Genomic DNA, 13,415 nt, shown 5'->3' with positions numbered 1-13,415 from the left:
CTTGCCCTAGAGACCTGACCAAACGGCTGAAAAAGAGACTGCTCGGTCACGTAAAAAAGGCTTCGAAAAAGTAGTTGACGACCTAACGATTCCGCGTTATTTATTTAAAAAAATATTTCAATGTTTGTTTTGAAATGATTTTTGAAATGCCTAAGAGCGAATAAAAATGAAAAAAACGTCTTTTATCGCATGGTTGATTTCCCGGAGCCTTCTTCGCTCCCTGAACCTGTTTTCCACCTCCCTGCCAAGGAGGCTGCCATGAACCAGACTCTGGCAGCGCCAAGCGTGTGGACCGATGGCAAGCGCCACCTGTGGTGGTTGGGCATCATGCCGTTGGCCACACCCCTGTTGTCCGGCTCCCTTGCCATTTTCACCGGCGTCCAGCAGTTATGGTGGGTCGGCGTGCTGGTAATCTTCGGGCTGATCCCACTGATTGACGGCCTGCTCGGCGAAGACGTGAGCAACCCGCCCGAGTCGGCTGTCAGCCATCTGGAAACCCAACGCTACTACCGCTGGATCGTCTACACCGGCGTGCTGTTCGTCATCTCGTCAGTGATCATTACCGGCTGGCTGGCTGCCGGCGGCATCGAATGGATCATCCAAGGTGGTCTGTTGCACGCCACCGCTCACCTTGATCCTTCCAACTGGCTGGTCCACGCCGCCAGTTACATCACCGATCGCACGCAACTGCATGGCGCACCGAGCTGGTTCACCTACTTGGGCATGGCCATGTCGACCGGCGCCGCCACCGGCATTGCCATCAACACTGCCCATGAACTGGGGCACAAACCCAACGCCTTGGAAGTGTTCCTGGCCAAGGTCACATTGGCACCGACCTTCTACGGGCACTTCTACACCGAGCACAACCGTGGTCACCATGTGCGTGTCGCCACGCCAGAAGACCCGGCCAGCTCGCGCCTGGGCGAAAGTTTCTGGGCCTTCCTACCGCGCTCGGTGTGGTTCAGTGCGCACTCCGCGTGGAACCTGGAGCGCGAACGCTTGCGCAAACTCGGCCTGCCGGCCTGGCACTGGAAGAACGGTGTACTCAGTGCCTGGATGTACAGCGTAGTGCTGTGGGGCGCGGTGATTGCCTGGCTGGGGGCGGCGGTGATTCCCTTCTTGATTATCCAGGGCATCTACGGGTTCTCGTTGCTGGAAGTCGTGAACTATGTCGAACACTACGGCCTGAAACGCCAAAAGTTACCCAATGGTCGTTATGAACGCTGCTCGCCTCGGCACTCCTGGAACAGTAATCGGATTGTCACCAATATCTTTCTGTTCCAGTTGCAGCGGCACTCCGACCACCACGCCAACCCCACGCGCAGTTATCAGTCGCTTCGCCACTTTGATGAATCGCCGCAACTGCCCTATGGGTACGCGAGCATGATTGTCTGGGCCTATGTACCTTACTTATGGCGCCGGCGCATGGACCATCGGGTGCTTAATCATTACGCCGGGGATATCAGCCTGACCAATCTTCAGCCCTCACAACGTTTGAAGTATCTGGAGAAGTACAGCAACAGCGCCAAGCCGTTCTGACATGAAGTAATACCCAGTTGTGTACTCGGGGCCTTAAATGCCGCGCAGGATTTTATCGCCCCGAGGAAGTGGTTTGACCCGAACAACAATAATTAAAGGGAAGGACGTACACCATGCAATCACCTGCCAAGTTCACTACCCATATTCTATTGGCTGCACTGGGCCTGATCGTTTATCACCAGGCCCAGGCCGCCCGTATCGAACCGGCCGGCAGTGCGTTCACCGCCCAGGGCCCCATCAGTTTTTCCAAGGGGGCGCTGATCAGCGCCGACTGCACCATTAAGGTCGCGGGCAAAGTCGCGGCCGATGGTTCATCCGTGAATGTCGACAAAGTTGAGTTCGATGGCGGCCTCAAGTGCAGCCGGGTCGAAGCCACCAACTTGCCGTGGGTGCTGGTGGCCAAAGACACCAAAAGCGGTTCCATGTCGAATATCAGCGTGGATGTGCACGCCTTCGGACTGGGCGGCAAGTGCGGGCCTTCTACCGCTGATGGCACGTGGGACAACGCCACCGGAAAGTTGGAAGCGGCCAATGTCCCCATTGGCGAAGACTGCAAAATCAAGACGGTGTCGATCAAGATGCCGCCCACCTTCAAAGTTGTTGAATAACGCCGTCCACGTTTAGAGCGGTAATTGAATTGAGATTTGGCTGGAAAGGGAAGTTCTGCAGTTTCACCGTAACCTCTCGTTCATGGCCATTACCCCCTGGCGAATGACTCGCCATTACATGTGAGGAAAAACAATGAAAAGTTTGAAAACCCTCGTTTGTGCAACTTCTTTTGCTCTGTGCTTTGGTGCCGTTTCGATGGCAAACGCCGCGACCATTGCACCTGCTGGTGCCGCTTTTACCACCTCGGGCTCTATCACCGTTAAGTCGCCGGCGTCCCTGAATATCCCGGTCACTTGCAACATTATCTTCACCGGTACCGTGGCGAGTGGTGGTGCTGGAGCTTCGATTACCGGCGCCACGGTCAGCGGTTCCAACCCGCTGTGCGGCGTTCCAGTGTTGAGCAACCTGCCATGGCCGCTGACGGTCGCTGGTACTGGGCCTGACGCGTTCACCGGCACTGTTTCGGGTGTGAAATTCAAAATCGCCTCTGACTGCAGCGCTACGCCGGTGACCATCGCGGTCAACTGGAAGAACTCCACCAACACGCTGGGTATTTCTACGCCTCAAACCGTGGGCTCTTGCACAATTACCGCCCTTACCGCTGTTCCAAGTCCAGCGTTCACCGTTAGCCCATAAGTACCCTGAGTACTTGACGTGATGATCACACGTTGAAACTGGCAAGTGCCTCGTAAGAGGCACTTGTTTGAAAAAGTTTGCAAGGGTGGAATACAACAATAAGGAGTGGCGCATGAGTATTAAGAGAACAGCCGCACGCAGTCTATTGGGCTTTAGCATTTCATCTGATCAGTGGCGCTACGCATAGGCGAAGTGACTCGCCAGACCCTGTGAGGAATAACAATGAAAAGCTTGAAAACGTTCGGTTGTGTAACACTCTTTGCTCTTTGCGGTGGGGCCATATCGACGGCCAGTGCGGCCACTATTGCCCCTGCCGGTAGCGCATTTACCACGGCGGGCACGATTACTATAAAGTCTCCCCTTAGTTTTAATATGCCAGTGACTTGCAACTTCGCGATGGCCGGTTCGGTTGCATCTGATGGATCAGTTGCAGCGATTACCAGTGCCGTGTTCAGCGGTTCAAACCCCATATGCTCAATTCCTGTCGCGAGTAATTTTGTGTGGCGTTTGAAGCTGACAGGTAGCGGCCCCGACGTGTTCCCTGGAACGCTTGGTGCGTTGAAGTTAAAGGTTGGATCGGACTGCAGCAGTTCTCCAGTGAACATCAGTGTTATCTGGAAAAACTCTACTAACACCCTGAGCATCACAAGCCCTCAAACCGTGGGTGCTTGCACGATCACAGGTCTCACTGCTTCACCCAGTCCGGCGTTTACTGTTTCTCCGTAAATGGCCTGGGTGCTGGATGGGACGGTCATGAATTGCAGTGAGCAAGTGCCTGGCAAGAGGCACTTGTTGAAGTAAACCGGGTTCGGAAAAACCGATATCGGTGCTTAACAACTATAAGGAGTCGGGCATGAATAATAAGAAAGCACACGCACGCACGTTAATAAACCTGGCCGTTATCGGCGGCCTGATGGGTATAACCGGCAGTGCGCAAGCCGGTGGGTTCTCTACTCCGACGTTCGGGGCGGAAGGCTGGGGCCGCGCGTTCGGTGGTGGTTCGATGTTTAAGGATGATCCGTCATCGGCTTACAACAACCCGGCGGCGATGGCGTTCATTGATCACAATATCTCGCAGTTCAACGTTGACTACGCGCGTATCAATATTCACTACAAAGGTACCGCCAAAGACTACGCAGGCAATCCGACCTCCACCACGACTGTTAACCCCGATACCTTTGAGTTCAATTCCGTGCCCCGCGATGGTGATGGAGGGCAGGGCGGTTTTACCGCCTGGGTGCCGACCGGATTCATGGTCATGCCGATCGGTGACCGTTTCGCTTTCGGTCTCAGCCAAGTGGTGCCCATGGGCGCACGTACCACCTGGGACAATGACTGGAAGGGCCGGGATTTTGCGGTTGACACGCGCATCGAAACCGTCGGGTTGACGGGGTCGCTTTCGTTCAAGGTCAACGATGAGTTTTCCATCGGCGGTGGCGCGATTGTTCAGCACACCAAAGGCTTCGTCAGCCAGAACGTTGACCTCTATGCCGCCGCTGCACTTGCTCCGAATTCGATCCCATTCCCGGCGGGCATTGGCTACTCGCTCATGCGAGTCAAAGTCGACAATACCTCGGTGGGCTGGTTTGCCGGCCTGGCCTGGAAGCCAACCCCACAAGACACGCTGGGTTTGAACTACCACGCCAAGATCAAGAACAAGCTTGAAGGCAAATACAACATCTACGCTGACGAAGGCTCCCAGGGCCTGATCGACGCCGGGTTGCCGGGCATTTTGTATCCAGGTCTCAACCTTCAAATGAACGGTAAAGCCTCCACCCAATTGGACGTTCCTGCCAGCGCAGCGATTGATTGGGTTCACCAGTTCAATGATCGTTTTACCCTCGGTGCCAGTGTCTTGTGGACCCAGTGGTCGTCATTCAAAAACCTGACCCTGAAGTCTGAGGGGTCGACCATCGTTGCCATCCCTTACAACTACAAGGACGCCTGGATGGTCTCTCTCGGCGGCGACTATAAGCTCACCGATGATTTCACGTTGCGCGCCGGTGTTGCGACGGACCAGACACCTACCCGTAACTCCACCCGCGACCCGCGTATCCCGGATGGTGACCGGATCTTCACCTCGCTGGGCTTCGGTTACAAAATCAGAGCGATTCCAGGCCTGGGCATCGACGGCTCCTACTCCCACCAGTTCGTGGAAAAAGCCAAGTTGAAAACCCAGAACCAGGATCGTCTCGGGGGGGCAACCCTGGACGGCAAGGCCGAAGCCTATGGCGATGTCGTGAGCCTGGGGGTCACTTACAACTTCTGATCCCGCGTTACGCCATGCCGGTGCGAAGCCCGCAGTCAGCGCATCTTTCTGCAGGTTTTTCACCGGTAATGCAACGAAGGGGTCGCCCACGCGACCCGTTCCGATTTCGTCCAATTCGCGTTGATTCGGCTGACAGGTTCAGTCGCTATTTTTTTCGCTTAAGCATTAAATAAAAATTTCAAAACAAAATTTGAAATTAGCTTTCCAAGTTTGTAGTGTGGCTTTACGCCGCAGGTCAATTCGACCTTGCGCACGTAAACCACGCCCTGAATCGAGTAGAGGTATCCCCATGGTTATCTGGTTATTGGTGGGTTTCGCAGCCGCGATTGCCCTGGCGTATCGACAAGCTGCCGCGACCCTGTGGTTAGGGGCCGGCTTGATCTGGTTGGCACTGGGTTACGTGTTCAACGTGGTGGCAGGTTTTGGGGCCAGCGTCGCGGCGCTGCTGGTGATAGCGCCCGCGTTGCTGATGACGATCAAACCCCTGCGTCGCACCTTGCTCACCAGCAAGGCCCTCGGCCTCTTTCGCACGATCATGCCGGCAATGTCCGACACCGAGCGTGCGGCTATCGAGTCCGGTACCGTGTGGTGGGACGCCGAGTTGTTCAGCGGCAAACCCGATTGGCAGCGCCTGTTGCAAGCCGCGCCGGCCAGCCTCAGCGCCGAGGAGCAAGCCTTCCTCGACAATGAAGTGGAAACCTTGTGCGACATCGCCAACGACTGGGAAACCACCCAGGTCTGGCAGGACATGTCCCCCGAAGGCTGGCAGTACACCAAGGATGCCGGTTTCCTCGGCATGATCATTCCCAAGCAGTACGGCGGCAAAGGCTTCTCCCACTATGCCCATTCGCAAGTGGTGATGAAGCTGTCGACGCGCTGCTCGGCGGCGGCGATTTCGGTGATGGTGCCCAACTCCCTCGGCCCGGCCGAGCTGTTGTTGCACTACGGCACCGACGCCCAACGTAATTACTACCTGCCGCGCCTGGCTCGGGGTGAAGACATCCCGTGCTTTGCCCTGACCAGCCCGTATGCGGGCTCGGATGCCGGGGCCATTCCAGACTTGGGTATTGTCTGTAAGGGCATGCACGAGGGCGAAGAAGTGCTGGGTTTCAAAGTGACCTGGGACAAGCGCTATATCACCCTCGGCCCCATCGCCACCGTACTGGGCCTGGCGTTTCGCGCTGAAGACCCGGACGGCTTGCTGGGCCCGAAAGGTTCGCTCGGCATCACCTGCGCACTGATCCCCACGTCCCACCCCGGCGTAAACAGCGGTCGCCGCCATTGGCCACTTAACGCCGTATTCCAGAACGGCCCAACCACCGGCAAGGACGTCTTCATCCCGTTGGAATGGGTGATCGGCGGCCGTGAACAAGTCGGTAATGGCTGGCGCATGCTGATGGAGTGCCTAGCAGCGGGCCGTGCCATTTCGTTGCCGTCGGCCAACGTCGGCCTGGCCAAGGTTGCGGTGCGTGGCACTACGGCTTATGCCGCGATGCGCAAGCAGTTCGGCCTGCCCATCGGCAAGTTCGAAGGGGTGCAGGCACCTCTGGCGCGCATGGCCGGGCATTTGTATGCCTGCGATGCGGTGCGCAAGGTATCGGTAGCGTCCCTGGATGCCGGCGAGAAACCTTCGGTGATCTCCGCCATTGCGAAGTACCACGTCACCGAGCGGGCGCGAATCATCGTCAACGACGGCATGGACATCGTCGCCGGCAAGGGCATTTGCATGGGCCCGAATAACTTCCTGGCCCGTGCGTATCAGCAAAGCCCCATCGCCATCACGGTGGAAGGCGCGAATATCATGACGCGCTGCCTCATCATCTTTGGCCAAGGCCTGATCCGTTGCCATCCCTATGTGTTCCGTGAGATGGAAGCGGCGCGCAACCCGGACCGGCGTAAGGCGCTGGAAGACTTTGACAGCGCGATGTTCGGCCACGTGAGTTTCGTGCTGGCCAACACCGTACGTGCGGCGGTGCATTCGCTGACAGGCGGTCGTCTGATTTCTGCACCTGCCAAGACCGACCCCGCGCTGGCGTCCTACTACCGCCAGGCCAATCGTCTGTCGGTGGTGCTGGCGCTGATCTCGGACATTTCCATGGGTGTGCTGGGCGGTGCCCTCAAGCGCAAGGAAAGTATCACCGGGCGTCTGGGGGATATTCTGTCGCAGCTGTACATTTTGTCCTGCGTGCTCAAGCGTTTCGAGGATGACGGCCGGCCTCAGTCAGACCTGCCGCTGGTGCACTGGTCGGCTCAGGATGCGCTAGTGCGTGCTCATGAAGCCCTTGCCGAAGTGCTGGAAAACTACCCCTCCAAAGCCGCCGCCGCCGTGGTGCGCGGCCTGACGTTCCCGTTCGGCATTCCGCTGCGCAAACCGTCGGATCGCCTACTGGCCCAGGTGGCCGATGTGGTGCAGACACCGGGCGAGACCCGTGACCGGTTGTTGGCCAATTCCTACATTCCACGTCCCGAAATCGACAAGTTGGCGTATGGCGAGTTGGGCTTGCGTCTGCTGCCACAAGTGGAGCTGATCGACGCCCGGCTCAAGCCTGCCATCAAGCAAGGCGTGCTCGAACCGATGCCTATTTCCGCCACGGCTTTCACCACCTGGCGCGTCAAGGCCAGGGCGCTGGACTTGATCAGCGACGACGAAGACGCCTTGCTCGCGCGCTATGTGGAATACGCCGATCACGGTATCCAGGTGGATGACTTCCCGCAGGACTTTGGTTTGCTGGAAGCATTGCAGCAGCGCAAGCAGGCGTTGGAACCGCCCACCAAGCGGCGCAGCAGCCAAAGCGAAAACGCCTCGGTCAACTAGGACAAACGCGGCCAGTGTGGGAGGGCGCTTGCACCCGATAGCAATCCATCAGTCACCGACTCATTGGCTGAACCACCGCTATCGGGGGCATGCCCCTCCCACATGGATCGGGTTTACAAGGTCAGAATGTGTTGTGAGTGAATGCTGATATGAGTGACAGCTACCTATCGTTCGTCAATTCCCCCTGGGGCCGTCGCCTGGCCCAGGCAGTGGGCTTGCCCCAGCCCGTACCGTTGCAACGCCATCGCAGCGGTCAGCCGGGCCTGGCTAATCCGGTGATTGTCGCCGGGGCAGGGCGCCTGGCCTCCCAGGTGCACCAGGTCTTCAGCGCCACCGACACGGTCGCGGCTACCCCGGCAACGCTCAAGGCGCCGTCCACGGTCAAGGCCCAGGGCGCGGTGTATGACGCCAGCGCGGTGGTCGACCTTAAACAGTTGGATGAGCTGTACGTATTCTTCCACGCCAACGCCAAGCGCCTGGGCCAACACGCACGGGTGGTGGTGCTCGGCACTGCACCGGAGCATTGCGCGGACTTGCCCCACGCCGTCGCCCAACGCGCCCTCGAAGGGCTGGTGCGTTCGCTGGCCAAGGAGCTGCGTCGGGCGATCACCGTCCAGTTGCTTTATGTTGCGCCAGGCGCCGAAGACGGGTTGGACAGCAGCCTGCGTTTCTTCCTGTCGCGCCGTTCGGCCTATGTGTCGGGGCAAGTGGTGCGATTGGAAAAACCGGTAGATGGCAACCCTAGTGTCAACTGGGACAAGCCTTTCGCTGGCCGACGTGCGCTGGTCACTGGCGCTTCCCGTGGCATCGGCTTGGCCATCGCCCAGGTCTTGGCACGTGAAGGTGCGCACGTGGTGTGTGTGGACGTGCCCCAGGCCCAGCAATCGTTGGAACAGGCCGCCGCCAGCGTCGATGGTTCAGCGTTGCCCCTGGACATCACCGCGCCGGACGCAGCCTCGTCGTTGCTGGCCCACGTCAGCCAATACGGCGCGTTCGATGTGGTGGTGCACAACGCCGGCATCACCCGCGACAAGACCATCGCAAAAATGCCCGAAGCGGCCTGGCGCGATGTGCTGGCGGTCAACCTCGAAGCACCGTTGCACCTGAGCACCGCATTGATGGAAAACCAGGGGCTTAATCCCGGTGGGCGCATTGTGTGTGTGTCATCGATTTCCGGTATTGCCGGCAACCTCGGCCAAAGCAACTACGCCACCTCCAAGGCTGGCGTGATCGGCCTGGTGCAAGGCCTCGCGACACGCGCCGCCGCGCAGCAGGTGACGGTGAATGCCGTAGCGCCGGGGTTTATCGAGACCCAGATGACAGCAAAGATCCCCCTGATGATTCGCGAAGCAGGGCGGCGCATGAACTCTATGAGCCAGGGCGGGCAGCCCATCGATGTGGCCGAGACCATCGCCTGGTTGGCGCATCCCGCGTCGGGTGGCGTCAATGGCCAAGTCGTTCGTGTGTGCGGCCAAAGTCTGCTGGGAGCCTGAGCCATGGACTACGTGACCCAGATTATCGACCCGCCGCCCTCGCGCACCCAGTTGTTGCTGGATGGCGTGCGCGCCCTGCGTAAGCCCAAGTTCGACGGCGCGCCGGTATTGCCCAAGGAGCGGCTGGTGCGCTCGGCGGTGGGGTTATCCGCCGCCGGCATCGCCGCCTATGGCCGTGCCTGCGGGTTCCGGCGCGAGCAGGGTGTGCCGCTGTCCTATCCCCATGTGCTGGCGTTCCCCCTGCACTTGATGCTGTTGACCCGGCCAAGCTTCCCGTACCCGGCCAGCGGCATGGTGCACTTGGCCAATCGCATTCGTCAACACCAGCGCCTGCACGAAGGTCAGGCCTTACGCCTGGAGGTGTATGCCGAGCGCTGGGTCGCCCATCCCAAGGGCCAGGCGCTGAGCATCGCCACACGCGCTTACAGCGCCGGCACCCTGGCGTGGGAAAGCGACAGCCTCTACCTGCGCCGCGACGTAAAAGACCCGATTGGCGAGCCCTGGGGCGACGCGTTGCCATTGCAGGAACACGGCCTGCTGCGCACCCAGCGCTGGGTTTTACCCGCCGACCTGGGCCGGCGCTTCGCCAAGGTTTCGGGGGATTTCAACCCGATCCACACCTCGGTGATCGGCGCAAAACTCTTCGGTTTCCGCCGCGCCATCGCCCACGGCATGTGGACGCTTGGCCGCGCTTTGGCCGCCCAGCAACCGCCCGGTGGATTGGATCAGGCCGAAGCCCATTGCGACTTCAAGTTGCCGATCTTTTTGCCCGGCCAAGTTGCCCTGTGGCAACACCCTGTGACCGGCCCGCGTCGCGAATTCGAAGTGCGCAATTTCGCCGGCGACAAACCCCATATGCGGGGGCTATTTGTCTGGAATGAGAGCCATACATGAGTGACTACAGCTTCAATCCGGCCCCGACCCGCCGCGTGGCGATTATCGGCGGCAACCGTATTCCTTTTGCCCGTTCCAACACGGTGTATGCCCACGACAGCAACCAGGATTTGCTGGTAGCGGCGCTGCAAGGCTTGGTCGACCGTTACAACCTGCACGGCCAGCGCCTGGGCGAGTTTGCTGCCGGCGCGGTGATCAAGCATTCGCGGGATTTCAACCTCGCACGTGAGTCTCTGCTATCAACCACCTTGTCCCCTGAGACCCCGGCCTACGATCTGCAACAAGCCTGCGGCACGGGCCTGGAAGCGGCATTGCTGGTGGCGAATAAAATCGCCCTGGGCCAGATCGAAGTAGGCATTGCCGGTGGCGCCGATACCACCTCCGACGCCCCCATCGGCATCAACGAATCCTTGCGCCATACCTTGCTCGCAGCCAACCGCGCCAAGGGCTTGGGCGACAAGCTCAAGGCTCTGCTGAAGGCGCGGCCGTCGATGTTTTTCAAACCGCTGCTGCCACGCAACGGCGAGCCGCGCACCGGTTTGTCCATGGGCGAGCACTGCGAAGAAATGGCCAAGCGCTGGCAGATCAAGCGCCTGGCCCAAGATGAGCTGACCCTCACTAGTCACCAACGCCTGGATGCCGCGTACAAACGCGGTTTCTTCGAGGACCTGATCAGCCCCCACCGCGGCCTGACCCGTGACAACAATCTGCGGGCCGACGCCAGCCTGGAAAAACTCGCCGGTCTATCCCCAGCCTACGACCGCCAGAACGGCACGCTCACCGCGGGCAACTCCACGCCTCTGACCGATGGCGCCTCGGTGGTGCTGCTGGCCAGCGAAGAGTGGGCGGCCGCCAACGGCTGGCCGGTGCTGGCTTACCTACGCACCGGCGAAACCGCCGCGGTGAATTTTGTCGACGGCACCGAAGGTCTGCTGATGGCCCCGGCCTATGCCGTGCCGCGCATGCTCAAGCGCGAAGGCCTGAGCTTTGCCGACTTCGATTTTTTCGAAATCCACGAAGCCTTTGCCGCTCAGGTGTTGTGCACCCTCAAGGCCTGGGAAGACGCCGACTATTGCCGCGAACGCCTGGGCCTCGACGCGCCGCTGGGCGTCATCGACCGCGCCAAAATGAACGTCAACGGCGGTTCCCTCGGCTGCGGTCATCCGTTTGCCGCCACCGGTGGCCGGCAATTGGCGGCGTTGGCCAAGGCCATCCACGAGCGCGGCGGCGGGCGCGGTTTGATCTCGATCTGTGCAGCGGGCGGGCTGGGCATTACCGCCATTGTCGAAAAGTAGCGCTACCCAAAATAACAATAAGGAGACTGCCATGAACGCTATCAGCCAGGAACACACCGAACGCGTGTGGTTGAACGCTTATCTGCCCGGCGTCCCGGCAGACATTGATGCCGCGATTGAGGAATACCCATCGCTGCGGGAAGTATTCCTGGAGCACCTGGAAAAATTCCGTGAGCGCGTGGCTTACGTCAGCATCGGCACCGAAATGACCTACGCCGACTGGCGGGTCCAAGGCATTGCGTTTGCCGCCTGGCTCCAGGGCCAGGGCGTACAGCCGGGCGACCGTGTGGCGCTGATGATGCCCAATTGCTTGCAGTACCCGATCTGCCTGCTCGGCACCATCCTGGCTGGCGCGGTGGTGGTCAACGTCAACCCGCTGTACACCGCCCACGAACTCAAACACTTGCTCAAGGACAGCGGCGCCGAGACGGTGGTGATCTTCGAAAACTTCGCCCACACCCTGGAGAAGGTTGTGGCTGGCAGCAGCGTCAAGCGCGTGGTGATCGCGGCCATCGGCGACTTGCTCGGCACCTTCAAGGGCGCGGCAATGAACTTCATCCTGCGCAGCGTGCAGAAGCAGGTACCCGCGTTCAAGCTGCCGGGGGCGGTACGTTTCAATCGGGTGTTGAAACAGGGGCGGGCCCTCAACCATTTTCCGGTGAGCATGGCCCTGGATGACCTGGCCTTCCTGCAATACACCGGCGGCACCACTGGCGACGCCAAAGGCGTGATGCTCAGCCACCGTAATATCATCGCCAACCTGCTGCAGGCCAAGGCGTGGGTCGGCGACCAACTGGACCAACACAAGCAGGAAACCAACGTCACGTTGCTGCCGCTGTACCACATCTTTTCCCTGACGGTGAACTGCCTGATGTTCATGTGCCTGGGCGGGCGCAACATCCTCATCGCGAACCCTCGGGACGTGAAGCGGGTGCAGATGATCCTGCGCAAGGAGCGCTTCAACGGCATTGCCGGGGTCAACACACTGTTTAACGGCTTGCTGGAAAACAAGGAGTTCTGCGCGCGGGACTTTTCCGACCTGCGCATGGTGATCGCCGGCGGCATGGCCACCCATACGGCGGTGGCCAAGCGCTGGAAGGAAGTCACAGGGCTGCCGATCATCGAAGGTTATGGCCTGACCGAGTGCTCGCCGGTAGTGAGCATCAGCCCGATCAACATTGCGCGCATGCGCGAGATGGAATTCACCGGCAGCATCGGTGTGCCGTTGCCGTCCACCTGGGTGCGCTTTATGCGTGAGGACGGTGAACTCGCCGACATTGGCGAGCAGGGCGAACTGCAAGTGCGTGGCCCACAGGTGATGCAGGGCTACTGGAAACGCCCCGAGGCAACCGCCGAGGTGCTGGATGCGCAGGGCTGGTTGTCCACCGGCGATATTGGTGTGATGGACGATCGCGGCTATATCCGGCTGGTGGACCGCAAGAAGGACATGATCCTGGTCTCGGGCTTCAACGTGTATCCGAATGAAATCGAAGACGTGGTGGCGATGCACCCCGGCGTAGGCGAAGTAGCCGCGATTGGCGTGGAGGACGGCGTCACGGGCGAGAAAGTGAAGATCATCGTGGTGCGCAAGGACCCGAACCTGACCCAGGAACAGATCCTCGCCCATTGCCGGGAATACCTGACGGGCTACAAGGTGCCCAGGTATGTGGAGTTTCGCACCACCGAGTTGCCTAAAACCACCGTGGGTAAAGTGCTGCGCCGAGCCTTGCGCTGATTTAAATGTGTGTAGGCGATCTAAATGTGTAAGTGATCTAAATGTGGGAGGGGGCTTGCTCCCGATGGCGGTGGCCCAGTTGGAACATCTTCGTCTGACACACCGCCATCGGGAGCAAGCCCCCTCCCAC

The 13,415-nt window shown here is 59.6% G+C and carries 10 protein-coding genes; all 10 read left to right on the top strand.

The features are described from left to right. The first annotated feature begins 258 nt into the window (after nt 1-258). The 10 genes from BW43_RS15790 to BW43_RS15825 all read left to right on the top strand — a co-directional run bounded on the left by BW43_RS15790 (nt 259) and on the right by BW43_RS15825 (nt 13,285). Nucleotides 259-1,539, top strand: a complete 1,281-nt coding sequence (locus BW43_RS15790; RefSeq protein ID WP_032886506.1) for an alkane 1-monooxygenase — start codon at nt 259-261, stop codon at nt 1,537-1,539. 113 nt (nt 1,540-1,652) lie between these two features. Beyond that, nucleotides 1,653-2,147, top strand: coding sequence for an alkane oxidation protein activator PraA (praA, locus tag BW43_RS15795; RefSeq protein ID WP_032886505.1), 495 nt, complete (start codon nt 1,653-1,655; stop codon nt 2,145-2,147). A gap of 133 nt (nt 2,148-2,280) precedes the next feature. Further along, nucleotides 2,281-2,784, top strand: a complete 504-nt coding sequence (gene praB, locus BW43_RS28330; protein WP_081797686.1) for an alkane oxidation protein activator PraB — start codon at nt 2,281-2,283, stop codon at nt 2,782-2,784. A gap of 222 nt (nt 2,785-3,006) precedes the next feature. Beyond that, nucleotides 3,007-3,510, top strand: a complete 504-nt coding sequence (praB, locus tag BW43_RS29450; RefSeq protein WP_081797685.1) for an alkane oxidation protein activator PraB — start codon at nt 3,007-3,009, stop codon at nt 3,508-3,510. Nucleotides 3,511-3,637: 127 nt separating this feature from the next. After that, nucleotides 3,638-5,053 (top strand): outer membrane protein transport protein, encoded by a 1,416-nt coding sequence (locus BW43_RS15800; RefSeq protein WP_032886504.1) that lies wholly within the window; start codon nt 3,638-3,640, stop codon nt 5,051-5,053. Between the two features lie 289 nt (nt 5,054-5,342). Continuing rightward, entirely contained in the window at nt 5,343-7,868 is a 2,526-nt protein-coding gene (locus tag BW43_RS15805) for an acyl-CoA dehydrogenase (protein ID WP_032886503.1), read from the top strand. Between the two features lie 149 nt (nt 7,869-8,017). Next, complete coding sequence (locus BW43_RS15810; RefSeq protein ID WP_032886502.1) at nt 8,018-9,361, top strand: 3-oxoacyl-ACP reductase; 1,344 nt, start codon at nt 8,018-8,020, stop codon at nt 9,359-9,361. Between the two features lie 3 nt (nt 9,362-9,364). Beyond that, on the top strand, nt 9,365-10,255 hold the full coding sequence (locus BW43_RS15815; RefSeq protein WP_032886501.1) for a MaoC/PaaZ C-terminal domain-containing protein: 891 nt from the start codon (nt 9,365-9,367) through the stop codon (nt 10,253-10,255). Next, nucleotides 10,252-11,550 carry an acetyl-CoA C-acetyltransferase gene (locus tag BW43_RS15820; RefSeq protein WP_032886499.1) on the top strand — a complete coding sequence of 433 codons (1,299 nt, stop codon included), beginning with the start codon at nt 10,252-10,254 and terminating at the stop codon, nt 11,548-11,550. The genes BW43_RS15815 and BW43_RS15820 overlap by 4 nt, the downstream gene beginning before the upstream one ends. A gap of 31 nt (nt 11,551-11,581) precedes the next feature. Then, the gene (locus tag BW43_RS15825) at nt 11,582-13,285 is read left to right on the top strand and encodes an AMP-binding protein (RefSeq protein WP_032886497.1); all 1,704 of its coding nucleotides are present in this window, start codon (nt 11,582-11,584) and stop codon (nt 13,283-13,285) included. Nucleotides 13,286-13,415 lie beyond the last annotated feature (130 nt).

Origin of the sequence: Pseudomonas sp. RIT357 (assembly GCF_000632245.1) — a bacterium.
Classification (GTDB): domain Bacteria; phylum Pseudomonadota; class Gammaproteobacteria; order Pseudomonadales; family Pseudomonadaceae; genus Aquipseudomonas; species Aquipseudomonas sivasensis.
The sequence above is the reverse complement of the archived record's forward strand: the minus strand, read 5'-3'. Positions and strand labels throughout refer to the sequence as shown.

Coding starts and splice junctions, on each gene's coding strand:
- BW43_RS15810 (WP_032886502.1), top strand. CDS start 8,018: ATGAGTGACAGCTACCTATCGTTCGTCAATTCCCCCTGGGGCCGTCGC.
- praA (WP_032886505.1), top strand. CDS start 1,653: ATGCAATCACCTGCCAAGTTCACTACCCATATTCTATTGGCTGCACTG.
- BW43_RS15805 (WP_032886503.1), top strand. CDS start 5,343: ATGGTTATCTGGTTATTGGTGGGTTTCGCAGCCGCGATTGCCCTGGCG.
- BW43_RS15790 (WP_032886506.1), top strand. CDS start 259: ATGAACCAGACTCTGGCAGCGCCAAGCGTGTGGACCGATGGCAAGCGC.
- praB (WP_081797685.1), top strand. CDS start 3,007: ATGAAAAGCTTGAAAACGTTCGGTTGTGTAACACTCTTTGCTCTTTGC.
- BW43_RS15815 (WP_032886501.1), top strand. CDS start 9,365: ATGGACTACGTGACCCAGATTATCGACCCGCCGCCCTCGCGCACCCAG.
- BW43_RS15820 (WP_032886499.1), top strand. CDS start 10,252: ATGAGTGACTACAGCTTCAATCCGGCCCCGACCCGCCGCGTGGCGATT.
- BW43_RS15800 (WP_032886504.1), top strand. CDS start 3,638: ATGAATAATAAGAAAGCACACGCACGCACGTTAATAAACCTGGCCGTT.
- BW43_RS15825 (WP_032886497.1), top strand. CDS start 11,582: ATGAACGCTATCAGCCAGGAACACACCGAACGCGTGTGGTTGAACGCT.
- praB (WP_081797686.1), top strand. CDS start 2,281: ATGAAAAGTTTGAAAACCCTCGTTTGTGCAACTTCTTTTGCTCTGTGC.